Genomic DNA, 25,825 nt, shown 5'->3' with positions numbered 1-25,825 from the left:
GTCAACCGATAGCCGCGCCATGCCCCCACTCGCCCGCCCCGATGTGTTTGAAGCCCTGCACGACCTGATGCACGCCTACCGGGCGCGCATGGTGCGCGCCATGACCTCCGTGCACCCGGACCTGACCTTCAACGAGGTGCGCGCGCTGAACTTCATTGGCCGCCACCCCGGCGCCACGCAGAAAGAGCTGGTGCGCCACAGCGGCGCCGACAAGGCCCAGGTGGCACGCATGCTGGGCCTGTTGCAGGACAAGGGCTGGCTGGAGCGCCAACCCCACGCCGAGGACCGGCGCAGCCTGTGCCTCACGCTGAGCGCCGAAGGCCAGGCGCTGTACCAGGCGCTGCAGGCCGCGCGGCAGACCCTGTCGGCCCAGGTGCTGGCGGGCTGCGACGACGACACGCAGGCGCAGTTGCTGACCCTGTTGGCGCGGGTGCGGGGCAACCTGGATGCGCTGCCGCCCCTGGAGACTGGCGAGGACTGCGGCCACGGCAAGGGCCGGTCCTCCCGGTAGGGGCCCCTCGGAGGCTCTTCCGACGCTTTTTGAAGGGATTTTTGCCCCCAGCGCTAGTGCAATATGCCCTAGCAGCTATCAAATAGAGAGCAAATCACCGCCCCTGGATCACGCGCAGCGCCTCGGGCAGCGAATGCACATGGGGCAGGAAATGGTCGATGGTGGCGCCCAGCAGCACGGCGCAAATCAGCGCGCCCAGCAGCGGCTTCCAGGTCAAGCGCACGGCGGCGCTGAGCCAGCCCTCGCGCTCCACCCCCACGGCGGCGCGGGCCGTGGCCACCGAGAAGGCAATCTCCACCGCCACGGTGAGCAGCACATCCCAGCCAAAGAACAGCATGGCGAGCGAGCCCGCGCCCAGGATCAGCGCCGCGCCAATGAGAAAGATGGCCACCACGGGCACGACCACCACTGCGCCCTCATCGGCGCTGCCTAGCGCATCGGCCGCGCCCCCGGCAATGTCGCCCAGCACACTGGAGTCGCTGCTGGAGCCCCCGCTGGACAGGCCTTGTGTCCACCCGCCCGCAAAGTCCCCCGATGCGCCACCGCCGCCAAAGTCGCCCCCACCGGTGCGCGGCAGGGGCACCTGGCCGCCCCCGGAGGGGCCGTTGCCGCTGGGCCAGGAGATGTCGGGCAGGTCCACACTGCCATCGCCCGACGGCCCATCCCGTCGCACCAGCCGCGCTGCCCACGCGCGCAGCACCAGCAGATAGCCGATGTAGCCCACCGACAACGTGATCAAGTACCGCAGTGCCAGTGACTCCACGCCCAGCACCATCTGCAGGTGCGAGGTGGCCCACATCAGCAGCAGCGTGAAGCTGCCGATCAGCAACCCGTGCCAGCGCAGGCTGTAGCGCTGCTGCAGGGTGCGCGCCACCGTGCCGTGGTGTGGCATGCGCACCGAGCGCCAGGTAGAGCTGCTTTTTTTCTTGGAACCGGAGGGGTTGCTGCGGGGTGTGGCCATGGAAGGAGCGCGCTGCGCGCGGTGGCAAACAGACGGCGCCATTTCACACCAGTTTCAGGCCGCGCCCCACACCGGCGGGCCCTGCGGCGTGAACTTGTGCGCGAACCGCGCCCTGCCGCACGCCAATGAGGGGGCTTCAGGCCCCGCCGTCCACCACCACCGGCACGCGCTGCGCCAGGGCGCACATCAGCTCGTAGCCCACGGTACCTGCTGCCTGCGCCACTTCGTCGATGGACAACACCACGCCATTGCTGGCGCGGCCCCAGAGCGTGACCTCGCTGCCAAAGCCCACGTCCACACCGGCCTGCTGCAGCGGCGTGAGGTCCACGGTCACCATGTCCATGCTCACCCGCCCCACCAGGCGCGTGCGCACGCCATTCACCAGCACCGGCGTGCCGGTGTCGCAGTGGCGGGGGTAGCCATCCGCGTAGCCACAGGCGGCGATGCCGATGGTGAGCGGGCCATCGGCCGTGAAGCGCGAGCCATAGCCCACGGTGTCGCCCGCCTGCAGTTGCTGGGTGGCGATGAGGCGCGTGGACAGCGTCATGGTGGGTTGCAACCCCCAGTGGCCAGCGTGGTGCTCGGGGAAGTCCGGCGCGCTGCCATACACCACGATGCCCGCGCGCACCCAGTCGGCGCGCACGCCCGCATCCTGCGCGTGGCGCAGCGTGGCGGCACTGTTGCTCAGGCTGCGCTCGCCAGGCAGGTCCTGCGCGGCGGCGTTGAAGGCTGCCATCTGGTGCGCAATGCCCCGCGGGCCATCGGCGTCGCTGAAGTGGGTCATGAACGAAATCTCGTCCACCTGCGGCAGCGCATTGAGCCGGGCCCACGCGGCGCGGTAGCGCTCGGGCGTGAAGCCCAGGCGGTTCATGCCCGAATTCATCTTGAGGAACACCCGGTGCGGCACCTGGGTCTTGTGCGCAGCCAGCATGTCGATCTGCTCGTCGCAGTGCACCGCGTGCCACAGGCCCAGGCGAGAGCACAGCTCCAGGTCGCGCGGCTCGAACACGCCTTCGAGCAGCAGGATGGGCCCGCGCCAGCCCAGGTGGCGCACGCGCTCGGCCTCGGCCAGGTCCAGCAGCGCAAAACCGTCGGCGCCGCGCAGGCCCTCGTACACCCGCTCGATGCCGTGGCCATAGGCATTGGCCTTGACCACCGCCCACACCTTGGCGTCAGGCACCGACTGGCGCACGCGCGCGAGGTTGTGGTGCAAGGCCGTGGTGTGGATGGTGGCAGCAATGGGACGGGGCATGGGACAGACTTGATGGAGCGAGGGATTTACCGGGGGACCAGCGCCAGATTCTGGCACTGTGGCCGTTTATCCGCGTGATATAACCGCCTGTCCCTCGCTACGATTCTTCACATTTACCAGGGCATCAGCCCAACTGATGCTCTCACCAGCCATTCGATGAAGCGCGGTTTTTACACCATCATGTCGGCGCAGTTTTTCAGCTCGCTGGCCGACAACGCACTCTTCGTAGCCGCTGTGGAACTCTTGCGCACCGGAGGCGCCCCCGAGTGGCAGCGCGCGGCCCTGGTGCCCATGTTCGCATTGTTCTATGTGGTGCTGGCACCCTTCGTCGGCGCCTTTGCCGATGCGCTGCCCAAGGGCAAGGTCATGTTCGTCAGCAACGCCATCAAGGTGGCGGGCTGCCTGATGATGCTGTTCGGCTCCCACCCGCTGATCGCCTATGCCGTCGTCGGCCTGGGGGCTGCGGCCTACTCGCCCGCCAAGTACGGCATCCTGACCGAGCTGCTGCCCGCGTCGCAACTCGTGAAGGCCAACGGCTGGATCGAGGGCCTGACGATTGCATCGATCATCCTGGGCGTGCTGTTTGGCGGCCAGCTGGTGGGGCAGCAGCTGTCGGGCATGCTGCTGGGCTTTGACTTTCCGCTGATCGACACCGGTGTGGACACGCCCGCCGAGGCCGCCATTGCCGCGCTGATCGCCGTGTATGCCCTGGCCGCGTGGTTCAACACCCGCATCCCGCACACGGGCGTCGAGATGCGCCCCCTGCGCGCCGACCCCTCGCGCAGCGTGCTGGCCAACACCCTCAACCTGCTGCCCGACTTCTGGGCCTGCAACAGCCGCCTGTGGCGCGACAAGCTGGGCCAGATCTCGCTGGCCACCACCACCCTGTTCTGGGGCGCCGGTGGCAACCTCAAGTTCATCGTGCTGGCGTGGGCCGCCGTAGCACTGGGCTACAACACCACGCAGGCCTCGGCCCTCACGGGTGTGGTGGCCATCGGCACCGCCGTGGGTGCCGTGGTGGCCTCGATGCGCATGCGCCTGGACATGGCCACCCGCGTGATCCCGCTGGGCATTGCGATGGGGCTGCTGCTGATCCTGATGGTGTTCATCAGCAACATCTGGCTGGCCATCCCCTTCCTCATCGTGCTGGGCGGCCTGGGCGGCTACCTGGTGGTGCCCATGAATGCGCTGCTGCAGCACCGGGGCCACAACCTGATGGGCGCGGGCCGCTCGATTGCCGTGCAGAACTTCAACGAGCAGGCCTGCATCCTGGGGCTGGGAGCGTTCTACAGCCTGTCGCTCAAACTGGGCCTTTCGGTGTTCGGCGCCATCACCACCTTCGGGCTGGTGGTGGCGGGCATCATGTGGGTCATCCGCCGCTGGCACCAGCGCAACTGCGTGAACCACCGCGACGAAGTGAACCACCTGCTGGATATCGCGCGGCACGATACGCACCATTGAGAAGCCCCCCTGAGCGGCTACGCCGCTTCCCCCGAGGGGGACGCACCCGGTAGCCTGGAGCTATGGAAGGCTCCCCCTGAGCCGCTGCGCGTCTTCCCCCTCTCTCGCTGCGCGGGAGGGGGACGCACCCAGTGGCCTGGCAAAGCCAGTTCCACGGGGGCACGGGCCTTGAAGCGTGCCAGTTTTAACTGGCTGTGCAGCATCGAACCATTTGCTACATAATTTATAGCTATCAGCGCATATTCCACTAGCGCTACCGCCTGTTTCTGCCTTCAATGCACTCTCCACTCCCCTTCGCCGCCCTGCTGTTCAACGCCTTTGTCTGGGGCTTGGCGTGGTGGCCGTTCCAGCACATGCACCAGGCGGGGCTGCACCCCTTGTGGGCCACGGCTTGCATGTATGCGGTGGTGTTGCTGGCGCTGCTGGCGTGGCGCCCCGGCATCCTGCAGCAGGTGCGCGCGCATCCGCAGCTGTGGCTGCTGGCGCTGGCCTCGGGGCTGAACAACGTGGCCTTCAACTGGGCCGTGACCATTGGCGATGTGGTGCGCGTGATCCTGCTGTTCTATCTGATGCCCGCCTGGGCCGTGCTGCTGGCCTGGCGCATCCTGGGCGAGCGCCCTACCCCTGCGGCACTGCTGCGCCTGGCGCTGGCCTTCACGGGCGTGGTGCTGGTGCTGCTGCCTGAAGGTGCGCCTGCATCGCGCCTGCTGCAAAATCTGTCGCTGGCCGACGCTCTGGCGCTGCTGGGCGGGTTCATGTTTGCACTCACCAACGTCACACTGCGCCGCCTGCACACCGTGCCGGGGCCCGCGCGCATGTTTGCGATGTTTGGCGGCTGCATGCTCATGGCGCTGGCCGTGGCCTGCATTGGCCTGCAAGTGGGCGTGGTGGAGGCTTTCCCCGCCCCCAACAGCACCTGGATCACCACCGGCCTGCTGCTGGCCGGGGTGCTGATGCTGGGCAACTGGGCGCTGCAATTTGGCGCCGCCCGCCTTGCGGCGGGCACCACCGCGCTGGTGATGCTCTCGGAGGTGATGTTTGCCAGCGTGTCGTCGGCCCTGCTGGGCGCGGCCACGCTGAACACGCGCACCGTGCTGGGCGGGGCGATGATCCTGCTGGCATCGCTGCTGGCGGCGCTGCAGTTCCGCCGACCGGGCGCTGCGGGCCCTCATTGATGGATTGACCCGCAGGCGCACAGGCCTCTGCAGCTGGGGCTACGATGGCCCGTCATCCCCACCCGGAGAACCCGCATGTCCACCAGCATCTACGACTTTGAAGCCCTGCAGATGAACGGCCAGGCCGTGCCTCTGTCGCAATACCGCGGCAAGGTATTGCTCATCGTGAACACCGCCAGCGCCTGCGGCTTCACGCCCCAGTTCGGCGGGCTGGAAGAACTGCACAAGGAATACGCAGACCAAGGCCTCGTCGTGCTGGGCTTCCCCTGCAACCAGTTCGGCGCCCAGGACCCCGGCAGCAACGACGAAATCGCCAGCTTCTGCCAGCTCAACTACGGCGTGAGCTTTCCGATGATGGCCAAGATCGACGTGAACGGCGCCAACGCCTCGCCCCTGTATCAGTGGCTTACCGCCGAAGCCCCAGGCCTGCTGGGCAGCAAGGCCATCAAGTGGAACTTCACCAAGTTCCTGGTTGGCAAGGACGGCCAGGTGATCCGCCGCTACGCGCCGCAGGACGCGCCGAAAAAGCTGGCGGGGGATATTGAGACGGCGCTGGCCACCTGAAGCAGTGCACCGCTCAGACTGCGGCAGAGGCCATCGACGCCACAGAAGGCAACCACCTGCACAACACCCGCTCCCGGCCTGTGGTCGGATGGGTATCGACCCGCTCCTCCACCAGGCCGTGGCGGGCATAAAAGCGCCTCGCACCGCTGTTGGCGGTCGCCACATGCAAGGTCCAGCCACCGGGGCACAGGCGATGCGCCCGTTGCACCAGTTCGGCCCCCACGCCCTGGCCCTGCCAGTCGGGGTCCACAAACAGTTGGTGCACATGGGCCTGGGCCGGGTCCAGCACCAGGAACGCCGTGACCTCGGGGCCTTCGGCACGCACCAGCGTTACACACGGCGGGCCGAACTCCGCGCGGACCCGCGCCTCCCAATGGTCGGGCGGAGCCACGAGCGTCACGGAAGGATTGGCGGAGCACCAGGCCCGGCGCCAGACGCGGGCCAGGGGCGTGCAGTCCGCGTCGGTGGCGGGCCGCAGAAGCGGCAACAGGGATACCGGAGCACGAACGGTCATGCCAGGATTGTGTCAGCCCATCGGGGGCTGGGCCCGTGCCCGCAGCGCGACTCCCGCACGGGGCGCAGACGGCCCTCGCACACCCGGCAACCCGAACAGCGACCGCAACCACCACACGCGCCGCACCACCGCCGTCAGCGCCCAGCAAAGCCCCACCGTCCCAACGGCCAGGGCCAGCGGCTCCCGCACGGGCCCCAATTGCGCGGGCGCCAGCCAGACTGCCAGCACGATGATGGCCGTCTGGTGCAGCAGGTACCAGGGGTAGACCGACTCGTTGGCCCACCGCAGCCAGCGCCAGGGTCGGTTGAGGCGGTGATGCGCCCAGCCCAGGATGGCCAGCAGCACCGTCCACAGGTACCCGTCGGCCAGCACGCGCAGGGGCAGGCGCGCAGCGCGCAAACCGTGTTGTTGTGCCGCTCCCAGCAGCCCCAGGTAACAAACCAGCAGCACCACCGCCAAAACGAAGGCACGCCAGCGCAGGCGCACGAGTTCCGCCCATAGACCGGTATCCAGCCCGATCCAGTAGCCGTAGACGAACACCGTGAAGTACACCGCGTGCAGCCAGGCGTCGTGGATCAAATCGTGCGTGGGCGGGAAATGCGGCCACAACAGCACCGAATACAGCGCCAGCGGCAGCACAGGCACCCCGACCAGCGCCGCGCCCCGCAGACCGGTGAACGCCCGGCGCACACGCTGCCCGGCGGTGGATTCGGCCAGGGGCAGCAGCACGGCCAGCACCACGGTATAGACCCACAGGTAGGCCAGGTACCACAGGTGGTTCCAGGTGACGCCCGCATGCCAGCCATCGAACGCGCCCGGCGGCCAGGTGCCGCCGCTGTAGTAGCGCAGCAGAAACGCACCGAAGCCCGGTGCGATGAGCCCTTTGGCCACGCCCTGCGCGTACGGCTGGTAGGGCACGATGACCGCCATGCCAAAGGCCAGCGGCACCAGCAGGCGCAGGCTGCGCAGTCGCACCAGCCCCGCCACCGACTGCCCCCGCCGCACAAACCCGAAGGCGAGGCCAGAGATCAGGAATACCAGGTCCATGCGCCAGAGATTGAGTGCCCGCATGGGCGCCTGCAGCCATTCCGCAGCGTGCGGGCTTTTGAGGTGCCAGTGCCATTCGGCCACGTAGTACATGGCCACGTGGTACAGGATGACCAGGGCAAAGGCCAGCGCCCGCAGCGCGTCGATGTCATGGCGGCGGACGGGGGTGGAGGCACAGGAGGACATGGGCATGGCACCACAAATGCAAAAGGAACACAGGGGCTGATGCTGCGGCCCTGCCCCTGCGCCCCCCACGACCAGGGGACGAGTTGGGGGGCCTTTGGGACCAGCGGTGGTCGGCAGGGACGAATCGCAGCTGTCCCGGAGCCACAGCGGCCCAGCCCTGCCTACACTTGCCCCCATGACCGCCCCCGCCGCGCCCACCTGGATCGACCGCTACCCCCACGACCGCGCCCTGCGGCGCCGTGCTGAGGTCTGCTTTTGGGCCGTGGTGCTGCTGGTGCAGGCGGCCTTCAACACCGTGGTGACCCGGATCGAACTGCGCAGCGCTGGGCAGGCCGTGGCCGCGTGGGAGCCCCTGCTGTGGGAGCTGACGAGCGCGCTGGTGGTGGCGGCGCTGATCCCGGCCGTGGTGGCTTTCGAGCAGCGCTTTGTGCTGCGCTGGGGCACGCTGCGGCGGCACCTGCCTTGGCATGTGCTGGCCAGCGCGGTGTATTGCACCATGCACCTGGCGGGCATGTGGGCGCTGCGCTACGCGGGCTATGCAGCGCTGGGCGAGCACTACCATCCGCCCGGCTGGTGGGCGCAGTGGGGGTACGAATACCTGAAGGATGTGCGCAGCTACGCGCTCACGGTGAGCGCCCTGGTGAGCTACCGCTTCTTGCTGCTGCGCCTGCAAGGCGAGGCCCGCGTGCTGGATGCGCCCGAGCCCCCCTCCCCGCCTGCACTCCAGGAACAGGCCCCGGCCCCGGATGCCACCGCGCCGGACGATCCGCTCGCCCCCCCATCACCGCCCGCGCAGCGCCCCGAGCGCTTCCTGGTGCGCAAGCTGCGCCGCGAGTTCCTGATCGCTGCGGGCGATATCGCCTGGCTGCAGGCCCAAGCCAACTATGTGGGCCTGCATGTGAACGGGCACGACTACCTGCTGCGCTCCACGCTCACCGACTTCCTCACGCAGTTGGACCCTGCGCGTTTTGTGCGCGTGCACCGCAGCTACGCCGTCAACCTGGATGCCATTGCCGTCATCGAACCGCTGGACAGCGGCGACGCGCGTTTGGTGATGAAGGATGGGAGCAGCGTGCCGTGCAGCCGCCGGTACCGCGACGGGCTGGCGCCCTCCCGCATGGATTGAGCGCGCCCAGCTCAGGCATTGAGCCCCGGCGTTTTCGCGCCCCCCCATTCGGGTGGGCCCTCGGCCATCTCGGCCTCGACCTTGCGCAGCAGGTCTGCCAGCGTCTTCCCAGGCTCCTGACGGAACTGCTCTTCCAGCACCACCAGACCCACGATGCGGTCGATGCGAAAGCCGCGAAAGTCGTTGCGCAGCTCGCACCAGGCCGACAGCGTCCAGACCTTGCCCCAGTAAAAGCAGCCCAGCGGCCGCAGGCGGCGCAGGCTGGGGCGGCCATGCACGTCGGCGTAGTCGATCTGCACCATGTGGCGGCTGTGCACCGCCTCGCGCAGCGCCTGCAGGTGGGACTGCACGCGCGGGTCGAGCCCCACCGAGGGCGCGTACAGCGCCTGCGCCTCGGCCGCGACCCGTGCCGCCGGGGGCAGCACGGACAGGATCTTGCCCAGCGCCATCTCCACCTCGCGGGCCAGGCCGGCGTCCAGCCAGGCCTGGGCCAGGCGGGCCGCCGCCACCAAAGCATTGGCCTCGCCTTGGCTGAACATCAGCGGCGGCAAGTCAAAGCCCGCGCCCAGGCGGTAGCCCACACCGGCTTCGCCCTCAATGGGCACGCCCTGGTGCTGGAGGTCCGCCACGTCGCGGTAGATGGTGCGGGCCGAGACTTCGAGCCGCTCGGCCAGGAAGGCAGCGGTGGACAGGCGCCGCCCCCGGATGAGCTGGACGATCTGGAACAGGCGGTCAGCGCGGCGCATGACCATGGCCCCGGGGGCGAGCTGCCGCCGACCGCTTGGGCCGTATCAGGTCGCAAAACTCAGCCATGGCCTTTGCTCTGCTGCACCAGTGCGTCGTCGATCTGGGCAGCGCGCACGAACGCGGGGCGCTGCATGAACGGCTGCGCATACCGCTCGAACGCCGGACGGCGTTCGATGGTGCCAAACTGCATGCCCCAGATCAGGTGCGCGCCCACGTACAGGTCCACTGCGGTGAAATGGTCGCTGCAGAGGTACGGCCCTTGGCTCACTGCCTGCTCCAGGGTGTTCATCACATCGGCGTAACTGCCGTAGCCCACCATGGCCGCGCGTTCGGTGGGTGCCAGCAGGTTCAGCGCCTTGGCGGTGGCGGCGCTTTCCAGAGGGCCGGCGCAAAAGAACAACCAGCGGTAATACGCAGCGCGTGCTGGCGTACCCACGGCCGGGGCCAACGATTTGTCAGGGAACAGGTCGGCCAGATAGGCGCAGATGGCCGCCACCTCGGTGACCACCGCCTGCCCGTGCCGCAGTGCAGGCACCTTGCCCATGGGGTTGATGGCCAGGTAGTCGGGGGCCTTCATGGTGGTGCCGTATTCGAGCAGCACGGTGTCGTAGGGCACACCACACTCTTCCAGCATCCAGCGCGCGGTGCGGCCTCGGGACATGGGGTGGGTGTAGAACGTCAGGGCGGCGGCAGATGTGTTCATGGATGAGGCTTTTGGTTTGATGGGGTCACGCACGCGGCGCACCGGGGGCGATGCCGATATGGATGGCCACGCGGTCCGGGCCTTCATACAGCTCGAAATCGGTGCCAAATCGCCGGGGCAGCTGGGGATGTGCCGCAAAGTAGCGCCAGACCTCGCCCCAGGCATCGATCACCATCTGCGGCATTGTGCCGTGGCCGTGGAACACCAGATAGTCGCCCGCCTGCACCGCGATCTGCACGGCCCGCGGCACCGGGGCAACGGGTGGCGGCACGGCCACGCCGGCGGTGACGTCAAAGGCGCCGTATTGGTCGGATTCGTAGCCGCTGTAGACGCCGAAGATGCGGCCCTCTTCGCCACGGCTGGGCAGTGTGCGCTCCCAGCTTTGGCTGAAAAAGCGGTCCCACAGGGCGCCGATGCGGCCGGTGGCGGGGTCCATCTCGTCGCGGTTGCAGGTGCGCACCGTCAGTCCTACAACGTGGAACGCAGCCACTGCGGTGCGGGTTGGGATGGTTGTCACGGTCAAGCTCCTCTCTCTGTGTCGGGCTTGGCATGTTGCAGCCCGGCTGCTGACAACATGGTGTCAGCAGCCTGTCGGCAGCGCTGTCACGGAACGTGACACACGCTGGCGCAGACAAGGGCTCGCTTCAGATCCATGTCAGGACTCACGACAAGGTGACGGAAGCAGCGCCAGGGGGGTGGTGGCGAGAGAAGGCCTGGGGAGCATTGCGCAGCCCCCACAGGGCACAGCCGGTCAGGCTGCGGTAGAGGCGCTGTCCGCCTGCACAGCGGCCGCAGCCGAAGCCGCTGCGGCTGCAGCAGCCGCCCGCCGGCGGGCGCGTTCCAGCTGCTGACCCACGGTGCGGGGCACCATTCCGTACATGTCGGCAAAGGCCTCCAGCGTCTGGCCGCTGGCCTCAAAGGCACGCAGCAGGGCTTCGTCCTTGGCGTTGCGGGCCGACCATTCGGCAAAGGCCTCTTCCAGGATGGCGTTGGCGGCATCGTCGCGGCTCAACACCAGCCCGGTGTAGGCCTCGCGCGTGAGGCCCGAGGCCTCGAACGCGGCCATCATCCGGTTGCGCAGCTTGGGCAGCAGGTCTTCGGTGGCGCGCGCCTTCTTGCGGCGGTACACCTCCAGCAGCGCATGGTGCACATGCTCGGGGGCCATGTCTTCCACGGGCTGACCTTGCAGGTCGTGCCGCTTGTCGCCCGCCGCCACGCTTTGCAGATAGCGCGTGGAGCGGGTGTGCAGGCCCAGCGCCACCTTGAGCGCCTCGCGCTCGAACAGCTCAGGGTGGGCGGCCAGGATGTCCTGGAAGATGCCGCGCTTGAGCGGGCGGAACACGGCACCGAACAGGTGGGGGTACAGCGCTGCGAGCTGCTCCAGCGCAGGGTGCACGCGCTGGGGTGCGCGCGGGGCAGCACCGGGTGCTGCGGCTTGGGGGCTGCCTTCGGCCGCCCCTTCAGAGGCCTGGCGCCCCTCGGGCTTGCGGCGGTTGCGGCCACCACGGCGGGACCCGCCCTTGCGCTGCGGCTCGGGCACGCCGGCTTCGGCAGCCGGCGCTGCCGGGGACTCGGGGGTTGCCACGGCAACGGCAGCCTCGGCCACCGCAGGCGCGGCCGGGGCGCTGGCAGGGGCTGCGTGGGGTTGTTCTTGTGTGGACGCGGAGTCGGTCATGGCGGTGCGGTTCGGGGGCAAACGGAGGGCGACAAAACCCTCGATCATGCCAGTGTTGGCGTTGCGGGCGCCAAACAGCCCTGGGGACACGCTACTTTGCCAGTGGATGGGTGCACCACTGCTGCTCGCACGGAACCCCGTCGCCGTTCCCGTCCATCTTGGTCCCAGGGCAGTTCTGCAGGAAGAACTTGGCTTCGGAGCACGATGTCATCTGTGAGCAGTGTTGGCGACCGTCACAGCGATACGAGGTGGCGAATGCTTGCGTCGGAGCAGCGGGGGCGTGCTGCTGCGGTGTCTCCAGCGCCTGCGCCGCCGCTTCAGCACGGACCGCTGCAGCCCGCTGCGTACGCCGGTCAAAATGCCAGTAGGCCGCCGCCAACAGCGCGCAGGCCACCACAAAGACAACGATGCGCATGGGCAGCCCCCGGGGCTCAGAGGGTTCGCGGCCGATGTCGCGGCGCGCCCGGGACGGGGCCGCAGTGGGCGAAGCGGCAGCGGGCCGGTTTCGGCGCACTCGAACCGCCTGCTTCTTGCCGTCTTGGTTCAGGGAGATTTCAAAACTCAGCGTTTCATTCAGCTGCGGCCGCAGGCCGTCGCGCGCAAATGCCGAGATGTGCACGAACACATCCTGGCCTGCCGGGATGGGCGTGATGAAGCCAAAACCCCGGTCGTCGTTCCACCGAGTGAGCGTCCCCTCGAAGCGCATGGCCTCCCCTTTCTAAGCTGTTTGGGGCGCCATGGTAGCGGCTGGTCACACAGCCAACCGCGAGGCTGCGAGGTCACGGCCCCAATAGCGCCTCGTCCAGCACCTCCACCCAGTGCCGCACAGGCGTGCCCGTGCCACTTTGCAGGTGGGTGATGCAGCCGATGTTGGCAGACAGGATCATGTCGGGCGGCTGGTTGCCGAAGGCTTCGCCGAGCACGCCGAGCTTGCGGTCGCGCAGCTGGTACGACAGGTCGGGGTTGAGCACCGAGTATGTGCCGGCCGAGCCGCAGCACAGGTGGGCATCGTTGCGCGCGGTGCGCAGCTTGAAGCCCAGCTGGTTCAGGTACGTCTCCACCCCGCCGCGCAGTTTTTGCCCGTGCTGCAGGGTGCAAGGGGGATGGTAGGCGTACAGGGTGTCCGGCTGGTTCACACGGCCCTGCAGCTTGGTGGCCAGCTCGGGCAGCAGGGCGGGCAGCAGTTCCGACAGGTCGCGCGTGAGGGCGCTGATGCGTTCGGCCTTGGCTGCGTACTGTGGGTCGTCCTTCAGGATGTGGCCGTATTCCTTGACGGTGACGCCGCAGCCCGAGGCGTTCATGACGATGGCCTCGACCCCACCCGCATCCACCAGCGGCCACCAGGCATCGATGTTGGCGCGCATCTCGGCCATGCCGCCGGCCTGGTCGTTGAGGTGGAACTTGACGGCGCCGCAGCAGCCGGCCTTGGATGCGATCACGGTCTGGATGCCCACGGCGTCGAGCACGCGGGCGGTGGCCGTGTTGATGTTGGGCATCATGGCCGGTTGCACGCAGCCCGCCAGCATGAGCACCTTGCGCGCATGTTCGCGCGTGGGCCAGGCGCCTGCGTCCTGCGGTGCGGGAACCTTGGCCTTGAGCGACTCGGGCAGCAGGCCACGCACCATTTGCCCGGCCTTCATGGCGGGGGCGAAAAGGGGCGATGGCAGGCCCTCTTTCAGCGCCCAGCGCAGGGCCTTTTCGCCCACGGGGCGGGGCACTTTTTCATCGACGATCTTGCGGCCAATATCGACCAGGTGGCCGTATTGCACGCCGCTGGGGCAGGTGCTTTCGCAGTTGCGGCAGGTGAGGCACCGGTCCAGGTGCATCTGGGTCTTGCGCGTGGGCTCGGCGCCTTCAAGCACTTGCTTGATGAGGTAGATGCGGCCGCGCGGGCCGTCCAGCTCGTCGCCCAGCAGCTGGTAGGTGGGGCAGGTGGCAGTGCAAAAGCCGCAGTGCACACATTTGCGCAGGATGGATTCGGCCTCCAGGCCATCGGCGCGGGCACGGTATTCAGGGGAGAGCTGGGTTTGCATGGGGCATGCCTGGGCGAAGGAACAAAAAAGAGGGGGCTGGTTCAGCGCGCTGTCGGCGGGTCCAGCGGCGGATCGTGCGGCGTCTGCAGCGCCAGCACCTTGCGCCAGGGCTGGCGCAGCCGGGCGCGGTCGGCCCACAGCGGGGGCAGCGACAGGGCCAGCAGCACCAGCGCCAGCGGCACCACAAACACAAAGCCCACATGCTTGAAGCCCGCCGCACCCGCAATGCCGCCCACCAGGAACATACCCACCAGCCCGGCAAACAGCCGCAGCCGCGCCTGGTTGGCGCGCACCTGCGATTCGGGCGCGGTGCCGGTGCGGTTCCAGTAGAGCGCCTTGCCCATCTCGATGCCCAGGTCGGTCACCACGCCGGTCATGTGGGTGGTGCGGATCTGGGACGAGGACATCTTGGTCACCGTGGCGTTCTGCAGCCCCATGATGAAGGACAGCAGCAGCACCGTGAGCGGCACCGCAAACGGCGTGGGCCAGCTGAGGGTGATGGCGCCCACCAGGCCGAACAGCAGCATCAGCACGGACTCCAGCAGCAGCGGCAGCGCGTAGGTGCTGCGCAGCTTGCGCTGGCGCGCCCAGTTGACCATGATGGCCGTGGTGCCCGCCCCCGACATGAAGGCCCACAGCGCGCCCACGGCGCCCAGCACCAGCTTCATCTGCCCCAGCACCAGGTTATCGGCCAGCGACGACAGGAACCCCGTCATGTGCGAGGTGTAGAGGTGCACCACCAGAAAGCCACCCGCGTTCACCGCCCCGGCGTTAAACGCCAGCAGCAGGCCCAGCACCTGGTTGCTGGCAACCGTGCGGTGGTGTCCGGTGAGGTGAAAAAGGCGTCGCATGGGCAAGGAAGCGTGGATGGCAAGGATGGCTGTCGCCCTGCCTACCAGGCCCGCGCCATGCGGCCGGGGTTGAAGATGCCTGCGGGGTCGAAGCTGTGCTTGAGGCGGGAGTGGATTTGCTCCAGCGCCTTGGATTGCAGGTCAAAAGCGCCGCTAGCGCCGGTTTTATTTGCCTCAGCAGCTATAAAAACAGAAGCACTGCCACCCACTGCACGGGCGGCTTCGCGCAGGGCGTCGCCTGCCGACTCGGGGGCCTGCACCCAGCGCAGCGCCCCGTGCCATTCCACCAGCGGCTGCGCACCGGCGGGCAAAGCCAGCACCGGCGCGGTGGCGGGGACGGACAGGCGCCACAGGGCATGGTCGGGGCGCGTGGCCCGGTCGGTGAACCACGGCAGGGTCTGCTCGCGGCAGGCGGTCCAGTCGGCGGCCACGGTGGCGTTGTCCATGCGTGTGCCGCCCATGGTCTTGCACGCGGCCTCCACCGCCGCCACGGCGCCGCGCAGGCGCACATAGAGCGTGCCCACACCACCGTCTTGCACCCAGCAGCTGGCATTGAGGGGCAGCGGCTGGCCGCCCCAGGCGTGCAGCTTGCGCAGAGCGTCGGCCTGGTTGATGCCCTCAAACAGGAGCGTGGCCTCGCCGGGCGCCACGGGCAGCACCTTGAGGCTCACCTCCGTCAGCAGGCCCAGCGTGCCCCAGGCCCCGGCCATCAGGCGCGCAACGTCATAGCCCGCCACGTTCTTCATCACCTGGCCGCCAAAGGTCAGCAGCTCGGCCTTGCCATTGAGCAGGGTCACGCCCAGCAGGTAATCCCGCACGGCGCCCACGCTGGCGCGGGCCGGGCCCGACAGGCCGGCCGCCACCATGCCGCCCACGGTGGCGGCGTCTGCAGGGGTCTTGGCGAAATGCGGGGGTTCAAAGGGCAGGCACTGGCCTTGTTCGGTCAGCACGGCCTCCAGCTCAGCCAGCGGGGTGCCAGCGCGCACGGTGACGACCAGCTCGCTGGGCTCGTAGCTCACGATGCCGCGCAGCACCCGGGTGTCGAGCACCTCGCCGTGCAGCGCCAGGCCATGGAAGTCCTTGGTGCCCCCGCCACGGATGCGCAACGGGGTCTGGTAGGCGGCGGCAGCGCGCACGCGCTCAGTGATCGGGGCGAGGGAGAAGTCCATCCGTGCATCGTAGCGGCAGCGGTCGGCCACACGGCAGGGGAGGAGCGTGAATTTTTTGAACAGCGGGTGTGCAAAGGACTGGCGGATGCCATGGGGCGCGTTTGTCCCCGCCAGTCCCACACCCCCACGCGCCCGCTACCCACCGGTACGAAAAAAGCCCGCCGGTGGTCGGCGGGCTGAAATAACCAGAGGAGTAACTCGCTTGTTCTTATTGCGACGCCACGGTGCCACCAGACACCGCAGCGCGTGGGGCGCAGAGCGATCAGCGGTTGTACGCTGTTTCGCCGTGCGAGGTGATGTCCAGACCTTCGCGTTCGGCTTCTTCCGAAACACGCAGGCCCACGAGCAGGTCGGCGATCTTGTAGGCGATGAAAGCCACCACACCGGACCAGACGATGGTGAACAGCACGCTCTTGACCTGAACCCAGACTTGAGCGCCCATGGCGAAGGTGTCAGGCGTCAGGCCGCCCGTGCCACCCAGGCTTTGCGAAGCGAACACACCGGTCAGGATGGCACCCAGGATACCGCCCACGCCGTGCACGCCGAACACGTCAAACGCGTCGTCCACGTTCAGCATGCGCTTGAGGCCACCCACACCCCACAGGCAGACCACACCAGCGATCAGGCCCATCACGATGGAACCCATGGGGCCCACGAAGCCTGCAGCAGGCGTCACGGCCACCAGGCCAGCCACCGCACCGGAGGCAGCGCCCAGCATCGAGGCCTTGCCCTTGTGCAGCGCTTCACCAGCGATCCAGGACAGCGTGGCGGCGGCAGTGGCCAGCACGGTGTTCACAAAAGCCAGGCCAGCGTTGGCGTTGGCAGCACCGGCAGAGCCCGCGTTGAAGCCGAACCAGCCCACCCACAGCAGCGAGGCGCCCACCATGGTCAGTGTCAGGCTGTGGGGTGTCATGGCTTCCTTGCCGAAGCCGATGCGCTTGCCCACCATGTATGCACCCACAAGGCCAGCGATACCGGCGTTGATGTGCACCACGGTGCCACCCGCAAAGTCCAGAGCACCGTCAGCACCCAGCAGACCGCCGCCCCACACGATGTGGGCCATGGGCACGTAGCTGAAGGTGAACCACAGCACCGAGAAGATCAGCACGGCAGCGAACTTGATGCGCTCGGCGAACGAGCCCACGATCAGTGCCACAGTGATGGCGGCAAACGTGCCCTGGAACGCGAAGAACACGTACTCAGGAATCGTGGTCAGGGCGCCGAAGGTCTCCTGGGTCACGCCCTTGAGGAAGATCTTGTCGAAGCCGCCGAAGAACTTGCCCTCGCCCGAGAACGCCAAGCTGTAGCCATAGATGGCCCACAGCAGCGAGATCAGCGAGAACACCACGAAGACCTGCATCAGCACCGACAGCATGTTCTTGCTGCGGCCCAGGCCGCCGTAGAACAGAGCCAGGCCAGGGATGGTCATCAGGATCACGAGCAGCGTGGAGGTCAGCATCCAGGCGGTGTCGCCGGAATCGACCTTGGGCGCTGGGGCCGCAGGGGCTGCCGGTGCGGCGGCTGCTTCTGCGGCAGGCGCGGCAGCGGCTGCGGGAGCTGCAGGTGCAGCAGCATCAGCGGCCGGTGCTGCAGCCGCGGGGGCTGCGGCGGCGGGCTCGGTGGCGGCAGGCGCCTGGGCCATGGACAGGTTGCCCATGGTCAGCAGACCGAGCCCCAGAATGAAGGAAGCAAGCAGTTTTTTCATGGCGTTTCTCTTCTTGGATGGGATGCGGCCTCGCCCTTACAGGGCTTCCTTGCCGGTTTCGCCAGTGCGGATGCGCACCACCTGCTCCAGGTGGGTCACGAAAATCTTGCCGTCACCGATCTTGCCGGTGCGCGCTGCGGTCTCGATGGACTCGATCACGCGGTCCACCAGGTCGTCGGCCACAGCGGCCTCGATCTTGACCTTGGGGAGAAAGTCCACCACGTACTCTGCACCGCGGTACAGCTCGGTGTGGCCCTTTTGGCGGCCAAAGCCTTTGACTTCGGTCACCGTGATGCCTTGCACGCCGATGTCGGAGAGCGCTTCGCGCACTTCGTCGAGCTTGAAGGGCTTGATGATGGCTGTCACCATTTTCATTTTCAGATCCTCCGGAATGGGCGCCACCGGCGCCCATTGAGACTTACAGGGTTTTGGTGAGCGTGACGATCACGCGCGACTTGTTGACCGGGCCGTAGAAGGCCTTCTTGGTGGCGCCGACCACGGCAGCGCCGAGGGACACGCCGCCACCGAAGTCGTACGAGCCGCCCAGGCTGTAATCCATGAAGTTGGGGGCGGTGATGTCACCACCAAAGCGGGTGAAACCGACCGATGCCTTCAGCGTGGTGCTGGGGGCCACTTCCTGGGCAAACGCCAGGTTCAGGTAGCCGGTGTTGCGGCCTTTCATGCCAGGACCTGCGTAGGCGAAGTAGTCCTTGGACAGGGTGTGCGAGTACTTGGCCGTCACGGGGCCGAAGGTGGCAGCGCCATAGACTTCGGTGGTGTTGCCCGCGCTGTTGCCGGGGTAGATGTAGGTCAGCAGACCCACATCCAGGTCCACGCCGCCAGCCTTGAACTTGTAGCCGCCGTACAGGTCGGATTCGAGCGAGTTGCCGGACAGCCAGTCCACGCTGGAGTTCCAGTTGCCCACGTAGAAGCCGGTCTCGCCGAAGGTGTAGTCAAAGCCGCCTTGCAGTGCGGGCTTGACGGTCTTGACCTTGGACGTGTCCTGGTCCTGGCCGCGGAACTTGTAGTTCGTGGTCAGGCTGACGTTGGCGGTGAGCTGGGCGCTGGCCAGCATGGGAAGGGTTGCAACAAGGGCAACGCCCAGGGTCTTGATGATGGCGCGGGTCATGTTTCCTCCGGTTGGACAAAGTAGGGACAAGCGCTTTAAGCACGGACCGTGCCACGCCAAGGTGCACAGGGCGCCGCACGGTTGCGTTGCGTTACAACAATCCCCAGTACAGTGGCGGTGACCGCGCTCGGAGCGCCGCACTCAACTGGTGCAGACGCCCCGCAGGCCGCGCTAAAAACCTACAAAACGCACCCATCTGGGGAGAAATCGCTTCATGAGTCTTGCTTTGGTGCAAAGCCGCGCCCTTCTGGGGCTGCAGGCGCCTGCAGTCACCGTCGAAGTGCATCTGGCCAACGGTTTGCCCAGCTTCACCCTGGTCGGGCTGGCCGAGGTGGAGGTGAAAGAAGCCCGCGAGCGTGTGCGCTCGGCACTGCAGAACGCGGGGCTGGAGTTCCCGACCAATAAGCGCATTACCGTCAACCTGGCCCCCGCCGATCTGCCCAAGGACTCGGGTCGCTTTGACCTGCCCATCGCCCTGGGCATCCTCGCCGCCAGCGGGCAGGTGGACGCCAGCCGCCTGGCGGGCTACGAGTTTGCGGGCGAGCTGTCGCTGTCGGGCGAGTTGCGCCCCGTGCGCGGCGCGCTGGCCACCAGCTTGGCGCTGCAGACGCAGCAGATCGATGCCCAGCTGGTGCTGCCCCCCGGCAGCGCCGAAGAAGCCGCCCTGGTGCCCGCCGCGCGCGTGGTGCGCGCCCGCCACCTGCTGGACGTGGTACGGGCGTTCCTGCCACCCGGCAGCACGGCCGGTGGCGATGCCGACGTGGCCAACGACGGCTGGACCCGCCTGCAGGCCACCGCGCTCGCCGCCAGCACCACCGGGCCCGACATGGCCGATGTGAAGGGCCAGGCGGGTGCCAAGCGCGCGCTGGAGATTGCAGCGGCCGGGGGCCACAGCGTTTTGATGGCCGGGCCACCCGGCTCGGGCAAGTCGATGCTGGCGCAGCGTTTTGCCGGGCTGCTGCCCGCGATGACGGTGGACGAAGCGCTGGAGAGCGCCGCCATTGCCAGCCTGGCAGGCCGCTTCAGGCCCGAGGCGTTTGGCGTGCGCCCCACGGGCCAGCCCCACCACACGGCCAGCGCGGTGGCGCTGGTGGGCGGTGGCTCGCCCCCCCGGCCGGGCGAGATTTCGCTGGCCCACCAGGGCGTGCTCTTCCTCGATGAACTGCCCGAATTCCCGCGCGCTGCGCTGGAGGCGCTGCGCGAGCCGCTGGAGACCGGCCACATCACCATCGCCCGGGCGGCGCAACGCGCGGAGTTTCCGGCCCGGTTCCAGATGATTGCGGCGATGAATCCGTGCCCCTGCGGCTTTCTGGGGTCCACCCAGCGCGCCTGCCGCTGCACGCCTGACCAGGTGCACCGCTACCAGGCCAAGCTCAGCGGCCCGCTGCTGGACCGCATCGACCTGCATGTGGAGGTGCCCGCCCTGCCCGCCGAGCAACTGGTGCAGGCGGCTGCGGGCGAGTCCACCGCCAGCATCCGCGCCCGGGTGGAGCAGGCCCGCGCCCTGGCCCTGGCGCGCCAGGGCTGCACCAACCAGGCGCTGCAGGGCCAGGCCATCGACGCCCACCTGCACCTGGATGATGCGGCTGCCAAGTTCCTCAACACCGCTGCCGCACGCCTGGGCTGGTCGGCCCGCAGCACGCACCGGGCGCTGAAGGTGGCGCGCACCATCGCCGACCTGGCGGGCGCGCCCGCCACCGAGGTCAGCCATGTGGCCGAGGCCGTGCAATACCGCCGCGTGCTGCGTTCCTGGTGATTGATTGCTATAAAATTGGCAGCATTAAGTGCTGCGACCACTAGCACCAGTGCCTAATATTGCCGGATTTCTCCAGATGTCCCGAGTTACCACCTACAGAGGAGAAGCTCGAGGAATATTGTCTCAAGGCCGCGCAGCGCGCCGTAATGTAGACAATGCGGCCCGGGCGCCTGGACATGACAACAGCACAGTTCACTCAGGGGCGTGTTGACAACATACTTTCTTGCTGAATCTTCCACGCCTGCTGATCACGCACAAAACGCAGCGTCTTGCGGCCCACCTCGTTGAAATCCGAGGACTGGTAATGCTGCACAAAGGTAGCCTCCGCTACACCGTTTTCGATGACGACCTTGAGGTTTTGCACAGCCACCTTGATCGGACCGACCTTGTTTAAGTTGCGGGCGCGTTGGCGCTTCCAATCGTCGATATTGCCCTGCTTTGGTTGGAAGCGATCCGTGTAAAACGACAGGTAACGATTCAGGTCCTTGGCTGACCAGGCGGCGGACCAGTCGCGGACCAATTCCTCGATCGCGGCCGCGTCGGCGGTTGCAGCAGGCTGGGCGGTATCGAGCTTGCTGGCCTGTGTCGCAGCGGCAGGACTAGCGGGCGCAGGGCGAGGTTGGCTGGCGGTCAGCTCAGGTGTTGGCGGCAGCGGGGGGCGTGCTGCCATTACGGCCGCAGTGTCCAGGACCAGAGGTGCAGTCATTTCCTTGCTGCACAGTGCGATTTCATCCTCGGCCGTGGCGTCGTCCATCGCAGACGGTGGTGGCGCCTGGACCAGCGGAGTCTGACCAAGAGCCGACAGCAGGCCATCGGTCTGCTGTAGCACGCGATATCCAGCCAGCAGCAGGTCATGTCGGCCGTTGACCACGGCCCTGCGGGCCTGGAACAGTTCGTTTTCGGTGTCCAGCAAATCCAGCAGTGATCGCTGACCGATGTCAAACTGCTGCCGGTACGCCTCGCGCGCCTTTTCAGAAGAAAGCTGATGTTGCTCCAACAACGAGAGCTGGTCACGCAGGCGACGCAAGTCGTTGTAGGCAATCACCGCAGTCTGGCGAATGTTGCGGCAGGCGTTGTCACGGACGTCCTGAGCTGTGTAGATGGACTCCTGCGCCAAGCGCACGCGCGCTTCGTCTGCACCACCGCGATAGAGGTTGTAGTTGAGGAGTACCTGCACCGAGCTGTTGCGGGTGCGCTCGGGTGTGTTTGTGGACGAGAGGGAGCGGTCCACCCCAGTCTGCGCCACCAGTTCCACCGAGGGAGACTTAGCAGCACGGCGCGCATTCAGGTCGGCGCGCGCAGCCCGGATGCCGGCTACGGCCGACAGGAAGGAGGGGTTGCGCCGCAACGCTTCTGGCAGTATCTGCTGGGCGTCTGGCAGCAGTGAAGCCATATCGGGAATCGGCTCCAGCCTCTGCAGAGGCGCCTTGCCCACCAACCGCTCGAAGCGCTGGGTCACGTCATGCAAGTTGGACGTATCTGTCAACCAGTTCGACTGCGAGAGCGCCGTACGTCCTAACGCCAATTCCAGATCCACACGGCGGCCAACGCCCGCCTGAGCGCGGCGCTCAATCTGCTGCATGGTTTCGTTGTGAAAACCCCAGTTATCGCGCGCCAGCATCTCCAGCTCGCGGTACCGTTGCACATCCAGATAGGCCTGCACGGTCTCCAGAGCCACCTGATTGCTGGAAGCGCGCAAGTCATAGTAACGACTCAGCCTAGCAAATCCAGCTCGACGCAGATCGCTGCCTGCCGCATTGCCATCAAAAATCAGCTGGCGCAATTGCAGATTCGCGCCAGGCCGACTATAAGTGTTCGTGTCTCCTGCGCTGCGGCTGCTGCTGTAGCCACCGAAAGCCTGCGCATCAACGCGGGGGCGCAATGGGGCACGTGCTACATCCTGCTCAGCATTTGAGGCCTGCAGCGCATGGAAACGGCTCAGAACTTCAGGGTTACGGCTGATGGCTTCCTGCACGGCTTGTCCGAGGGACGCAGGGATGCGTGGCCCCTCCCGCGTATCTTCGCGAGGTTGCGCAACAACAAGCGAACATGTCAATAAGGCAGCAAGGGCTACAGGATGAACAATGGACACACAATCTCCAGTCGACAACGCAATACCTAACTATTTTGCCGCGAATTGTCTGAAGGTATCAAAAACATGAACATCTTTAACATTTCCTATGCCTGAAATTTGGGTCTACTTCGGTGGTTTGGCTGGTGCCCTAATCGCGTAGCGAGCCGCATCCGGCAAGCACCCACCCGCGACGCACACCCCGCTCATGAACCCCAAGGCCCCCCGCACCGGCCACCCTAAGGCCTACCGCAATTTGGTAGCAGCCGCCGTGCTCGCGATGCTAGCCTGGTGCGTGGCGGCAATCGATGCAGACCTGATGGAGCGCACCGTGGCTCAGCGTTACGGTGCCCAGGGCCTGCAAAGCCTGAACGCCTGGCGAGCCATGCTGGCTGGCTTGAGCGATGCGCCAGAGACCGAAATCCTGCGCCGGGTCAATGAGCACTGGAATCGAACGATTCGCTTCGGCGAAGACTCGGAGATCTGGCATCAGGACGATTACTGGGCCACCCCGCTGGAGACCATGGGCCGTGGCAGGGGAGACTGCGAAGATTTCGTGATTGCCAAGTATTTCACCCTGCGCGCCCTGGGCGTGCCCGAGTCCCGCCTGCGGCTGACCTATGTGCGCGCACGTATCGGTAGCGCATCCAGTGGCGTCAGCCAGGCCCACATGGTGCTGAGCTACTACGCCACCCCAGAATCCATCCCCGTGGTTCTTGACAACCTAGTGTCTAGTATTCAGCCCGCCAGCGCGCGTACTGATCTGACACCCGTGTTCAGTTTCAATGCCCAAGGCATCTACACCGGTGCTGCCGCACAAGCGTCCTCCCCTGTGGAGCGCCTGACGCGCTGGCGTGACCTGCTGCTGCGTATGAGCAGCGAAGGTTCCATCCCATAGGAGAAAAATAGTGTCTTTACTGCGACGACTCTGGTTGAGCGTGTTGCTTGCAATGGTGGTTTTACTGGTCGGAACCTGGGGGGTGAGCATTGCCACAGCGCGCCTTTACCTCCAACAGCAGCTGTTGGCTCAAGGGGCTGACGCAGCAGTGTCATTGGCACTATCGATGTCACAGTACGGCGGTGAGCCCGCGATGACGGAGACACTCATCAACGCGCTGTTTGATGGAGGACACTTTCAGATAGTTCGCTACACCGATGTACAGGGACGCGTGGTCGTAGAACGTGACCGGAGCGCCTTCAAAGGTATCGATGACACCTCTCCCGCATGGTTCTCCCGCTGGGTCACACTGGAAGCAACGCCCGGCGAGGCTCTGGTGAGCAAGGGGTGGCAGCAGGCCGGCAAGGTCACTATAGTGGCCGATCCACACTTTGCCTACCAGGCTTTGTGGGAGGGCACGCTGCAGCTCGGGGCGCTGCTTGCACTGGCCGGACTGTTATGGGGGCTGGGCATCACACTGCTGATGCGTCGCTTGCGTCGGCCGCTGCAAGACTTGGCCCAACACGCCGACGCTATTGGAAACGGGCAGTTTGCGTCCATGACCGTGCCGCAGGTCAGCGAATTGCGTAGTGTGGCCCACGCACTGAATCGCATGGCTGGCCGCGTGCAAACCATGTTCGCTGAACAATCGGCACGGATCAGCCAACTGCACGCGGAGACCACCCGGGATCCGGTCTGCGGTCTTCCCAACCGCGAGTTCTTCATGGGTGCGCTTCGCAGTGCCCTGCATGAGGACGGCGATTCGCCGGAAGGCGGCTTGCTGCTCATGCGTGTGGCCGATCTGGCGACGGTGAACCGCCATATGGGGCGTGACCGTACCGATCAATGGCTGACGACTGTTGCCGAAACGTTGGCGGCCGTCTTGACGGTAGAGGGTGACTCCGTACTGGCGCGTATGAACGGCGCCGACTTTGCCTATCTGTTACCGGGGGCCAACATAGCGAGCATGCGAGCATTGGCCCATAAGGCAAGGATGGCAGTGGTGTCGCTTCAGGAGTGGCCACCCGAGGCAGGTATGCGTGCAGGGTGCGATGTAGCGTTCGGCATCTGGCGACAAGGGGAAGATGCAAGCCGGGTGATGGCGAGGCAAGACACCGCGCTGATGCTGGCAGAAAATGCCGTGGATGGAGTGGCAGAGGCAGACACGCCCGGCAGCAACGCGCCCCAAACCGGTGAAACTGCGTGGGGGGTCCTTTTGGAGCAATCCCTCGCACAACATCGATTTCAACTCATTTTTTACCCTGTCTGCCGAATGAACGGGGCTCTGCTACACCGGGAGGCCATGCTACGCATGCTACCCGCTCCTGGCGAAACCCAGAAGGAGGGCACCTTGCTGTCTGCGGGGCAATTCATGCCAGCTGCACTGCGGCTCGGCCGAATGGCAGACTGCGATCTGGTGGCTGTGGCCCTTGCGCTGGAACAACTGAATCATGCTCCAGGCCCGATCGCCGTCAATATTTCTCCGCGCTCCCTTGTGGACACCGCATTCCTCTCAAGGCTAGAGCAAGCGCTGGCGGCCTGTCATTCGCTATGCCACTGGCTTTCTTTCGAGCTTAGCGAGCGTGGCCTGGAAGAACACATCGATGGATTGACCGCTCTGTCGCAAGTCCTTGCGCGCCATGGTTGCAGGCTTGGCATCGAGCACTTCGGGCGTCAAATGGCCATATTGCCGCGACTACAAGCCCTACAAGTGCACTACCTTAAGGTTGATGGTGCATTTGTGGCGGACATCCACACAAACACCGGCCACCAACGCTTGATACGCGCCATGGTGGATGTGGCACGTGGACTGGAAATCGAGGTCTATGCGGAGCAGGTCGGCAACCATGCCCAATGGGAGGCTCTAGAAAAGCTGGGCATTTTAGGTGTCACCGGCCCTGCAGCGACACAGCAAATAATTGGCTGGGAGACAAAGGGAGGCACGCCACCTCCGTCGTGGGCTGGCGGGTGCCAGTAACCCTCACTCAATGTCCTCAGTGGCACTACAGGCCCACCCGCCCTGGTAACTTCCGGTCCTATGTAGAGCCAACAACCCGACAATCAAAGCCAGGGCCCCCGACTCTCAGGCATGCCGCCACCCATCTGGGCGCAACCCAGCTGCAAAACACGCTCTGTGATTACATGGCACCTGCGGACCAAAAGGCCGCGAGTTCCCTTGAAATCCCTGTGCGTACGAAAGCCACAGGAGCGCGGCATTGCACTCCTGTAGTCATTCGAGCACCGCATCGGTC

Annotated in this window: 24 protein-coding genes; 8 read left to right on the top strand and 16 right to left on the bottom strand. The window is 66.4% G+C overall.

Features of this window, described 5'->3' with window-relative positions; genetic code table 11:
* The first annotated feature begins 19 nt into the window (after window positions 1-19).
* Window positions 20-511, top strand: a complete 492-nt coding sequence (locus C380_RS01420) for a MarR family winged helix-turn-helix transcriptional regulator (protein ID WP_015012112.1) — start codon at window positions 20-22, stop codon at window positions 509-511.
* Window positions 512-605: 94 nt separating this feature from the next.
* Here C380_RS01420 and C380_RS01415 read toward each other — a convergent pair whose 3' ends face one another.
* Both C380_RS01415 and alr read right to left on the bottom strand, forming a co-directional pair.
* Window positions 606-1,472, bottom strand: a complete 867-nt coding sequence (locus C380_RS01415) for a hypothetical protein (protein WP_015012111.1) — start codon at window positions 1,470-1,472, stop codon at window positions 606-608.
* 136 nt (window positions 1,473-1,608) lie between these two features.
* On the bottom strand, window positions 1,609-2,724 hold the full coding sequence (gene alr / locus C380_RS01410; protein ID WP_015012110.1) for an alanine racemase: 1,116 nt from the start codon (window positions 2,722-2,724) through the stop codon (window positions 1,609-1,611).
* Between the two features lie 156 nt (window positions 2,725-2,880).
* Here alr and lplT point away from each other — a divergent pair, with 156 nt between their 5' ends.
* The 3 genes from lplT to C380_RS01395 all read left to right on the top strand — a co-directional run bounded on the left by lplT (window position 2,881) and on the right by C380_RS01395 (window position 5,924).
* Window positions 2,881-4,185 (top strand): lysophospholipid transporter LplT, encoded by a 1,305-nt coding sequence (lplT, locus tag C380_RS01405; RefSeq protein ID WP_015012109.1) that lies wholly within the window; start codon window positions 2,881-2,883, stop codon window positions 4,183-4,185.
* 275 nt (window positions 4,186-4,460) lie between these two features.
* Window positions 4,461-5,360, top strand: coding sequence for a DMT family transporter (locus C380_RS01400; RefSeq protein WP_015012108.1), 900 nt, complete (start codon window positions 4,461-4,463; stop codon window positions 5,358-5,360).
* A 75-nt stretch (window positions 5,361-5,435) separates the two neighbouring features.
* Complete coding sequence (locus tag C380_RS01395) at window positions 5,436-5,924, top strand: glutathione peroxidase (RefSeq protein ID WP_015012107.1); 489 nt, start codon at window positions 5,436-5,438, stop codon at window positions 5,922-5,924.
* A 13-nt stretch (window positions 5,925-5,937) separates the two neighbouring features.
* Here C380_RS01395 and C380_RS01390 read toward each other — a convergent pair whose 3' ends face one another.
* Entirely contained in the window at window positions 5,938-6,438 is a 501-nt protein-coding gene (locus C380_RS01390; protein ID WP_015012106.1) for a GNAT family N-acetyltransferase, read from the bottom strand.
* Between the two features lie 12 nt (window positions 6,439-6,450).
* The gene (locus C380_RS01385) at window positions 6,451-7,671 is read right to left on the bottom strand and encodes an acyltransferase (RefSeq protein ID WP_015012105.1); all 1,221 of its coding nucleotides are present in this window, start codon (window positions 7,669-7,671) and stop codon (window positions 6,451-6,453) included.
* Between the two features lie 175 nt (window positions 7,672-7,846).
* Here C380_RS01385 and C380_RS01380 point away from each other — a divergent pair, with 175 nt between their 5' ends.
* Window positions 7,847-8,797, top strand: coding sequence for a LytTR family DNA-binding domain-containing protein (locus C380_RS01380; protein ID WP_015012104.1), 951 nt, complete (start codon window positions 7,847-7,849; stop codon window positions 8,795-8,797).
* 11 nt (window positions 8,798-8,808) lie between these two features.
* On the opposite strand, the gene C380_RS01375 is transcribed toward C380_RS01380, so the two are convergent.
* The 11 genes from C380_RS01375 to C380_RS01325 form a co-directional block, all read right to left on the bottom strand.
* A complete protein-coding gene (locus tag C380_RS01375; protein ID WP_043565913.1) occupies window positions 8,809-9,543 on the bottom strand; it encodes a YafY family protein in 735 nt (244 codons plus the stop codon).
* A gap of 59 nt (window positions 9,544-9,602) precedes the next feature.
* Window positions 9,603-10,247, bottom strand: a complete 645-nt coding sequence (locus tag C380_RS01370; RefSeq protein WP_015012102.1) for a glutathione S-transferase family protein — start codon at window positions 10,245-10,247, stop codon at window positions 9,603-9,605.
* Between the two features lie 25 nt (window positions 10,248-10,272).
* A complete protein-coding gene (locus C380_RS01365) occupies window positions 10,273-10,764 on the bottom strand; it encodes a GyrI-like domain-containing protein (protein ID WP_015012101.1) in 492 nt (163 codons plus the stop codon).
* A gap of 234 nt (window positions 10,765-10,998) precedes the next feature.
* Window positions 10,999-11,922 carry a ProQ/FINO family protein gene (locus tag C380_RS01360; protein ID WP_043565911.1) on the bottom strand — a complete coding sequence of 308 codons (924 nt, stop codon included), beginning with the start codon at window positions 11,920-11,922 and terminating at the stop codon, window positions 10,999-11,001.
* Window positions 11,923-12,013: 91 nt separating this feature from the next.
* Window positions 12,014-12,628, bottom strand: coding sequence for a cold shock domain-containing protein (locus tag C380_RS01355; protein ID WP_015012099.1), 615 nt, complete (start codon window positions 12,626-12,628; stop codon window positions 12,014-12,016).
* Window positions 12,629-12,701: 73 nt separating this feature from the next.
* Window positions 12,702-13,955: a glycolate oxidase subunit GlcF gene (gene glcF / locus C380_RS01350; protein WP_015012098.1), complete on the bottom strand. Its 1,254-nt coding sequence runs from the start codon at window positions 13,953-13,955 to the stop codon at window positions 12,702-12,704.
* A 41-nt stretch (window positions 13,956-13,996) separates the two neighbouring features.
* On the bottom strand, window positions 13,997-14,806 hold the full coding sequence (locus C380_RS01345) for a YoaK family protein (RefSeq protein WP_015012097.1): 810 nt from the start codon (window positions 14,804-14,806) through the stop codon (window positions 13,997-13,999).
* 41 nt (window positions 14,807-14,847) lie between these two features.
* The gene (gene glcE, locus C380_RS01340) at window positions 14,848-15,975 is read right to left on the bottom strand and encodes a glycolate oxidase subunit GlcE (RefSeq protein ID WP_043565908.1); all 1,128 of its coding nucleotides are present in this window, start codon (window positions 15,973-15,975) and stop codon (window positions 14,848-14,850) included.
* A gap of 262 nt (window positions 15,976-16,237) precedes the next feature.
* Complete coding sequence (locus tag C380_RS01335) at window positions 16,238-17,680, bottom strand: ammonium transporter (protein ID WP_015012095.1); 1,443 nt, start codon at window positions 17,678-17,680, stop codon at window positions 16,238-16,240.
* A 36-nt stretch (window positions 17,681-17,716) separates the two neighbouring features.
* The gene (glnK, locus tag C380_RS01330) at window positions 17,717-18,055 is read right to left on the bottom strand and encodes a P-II family nitrogen regulator (RefSeq protein ID WP_015012094.1); all 339 of its coding nucleotides are present in this window, start codon (window positions 18,053-18,055) and stop codon (window positions 17,717-17,719) included.
* Window positions 18,056-18,098: 43 nt separating this feature from the next.
* Entirely contained in the window at window positions 18,099-18,809 is a 711-nt protein-coding gene (locus C380_RS01325; protein WP_015012093.1) for a TorF family putative porin, read from the bottom strand.
* A gap of 214 nt (window positions 18,810-19,023) precedes the next feature.
* On the opposite strand from C380_RS01325, the gene C380_RS01320 reads away from it, so the two are divergent.
* Entirely contained in the window at window positions 19,024-20,565 is a 1,542-nt protein-coding gene (locus C380_RS01320) for a YifB family Mg chelatase-like AAA ATPase (protein WP_015012092.1), read from the top strand.
* Window positions 20,566-20,761: 196 nt separating this feature from the next.
* Here the strand turns inward: C380_RS01320 and C380_RS01315 are convergent, their stop codons facing one another.
* Window positions 20,762-22,657 carry a TolC family outer membrane protein gene (locus C380_RS01315; RefSeq protein ID WP_369750478.1) on the bottom strand — a complete coding sequence of 632 codons (1,896 nt, stop codon included), beginning with the start codon at window positions 22,655-22,657 and terminating at the stop codon, window positions 20,762-20,764.
* A gap of 187 nt (window positions 22,658-22,844) precedes the next feature.
* Here C380_RS01315 and C380_RS01310 point away from each other — a divergent pair, with 187 nt between their 5' ends.
* Both C380_RS01310 and C380_RS01305 read left to right on the top strand, forming a co-directional pair.
* On the top strand, window positions 22,845-23,534 hold the full coding sequence (locus tag C380_RS01310) for a transglutaminase-like cysteine peptidase (RefSeq protein ID WP_015012090.1): 690 nt from the start codon (window positions 22,845-22,847) through the stop codon (window positions 23,532-23,534).
* Window positions 23,535-23,586: 52 nt separating this feature from the next.
* On the top strand, window positions 23,587-25,551 hold the full coding sequence (locus C380_RS01305) for an EAL domain-containing protein (protein ID WP_043565047.1): 1,965 nt from the start codon (window positions 23,587-23,589) through the stop codon (window positions 25,549-25,551).
* Window positions 25,552-25,825: the final 274 nt, after the last annotated feature.

Source organism: Acidovorax sp. KKS102 (assembly GCF_000302535.1).
GTDB lineage: Bacteria > Pseudomonadota > Gammaproteobacteria > Burkholderiales > Burkholderiaceae_C > Acidovorax.
This window is presented reverse-complemented; position numbering and strand designations above follow the sequence as displayed.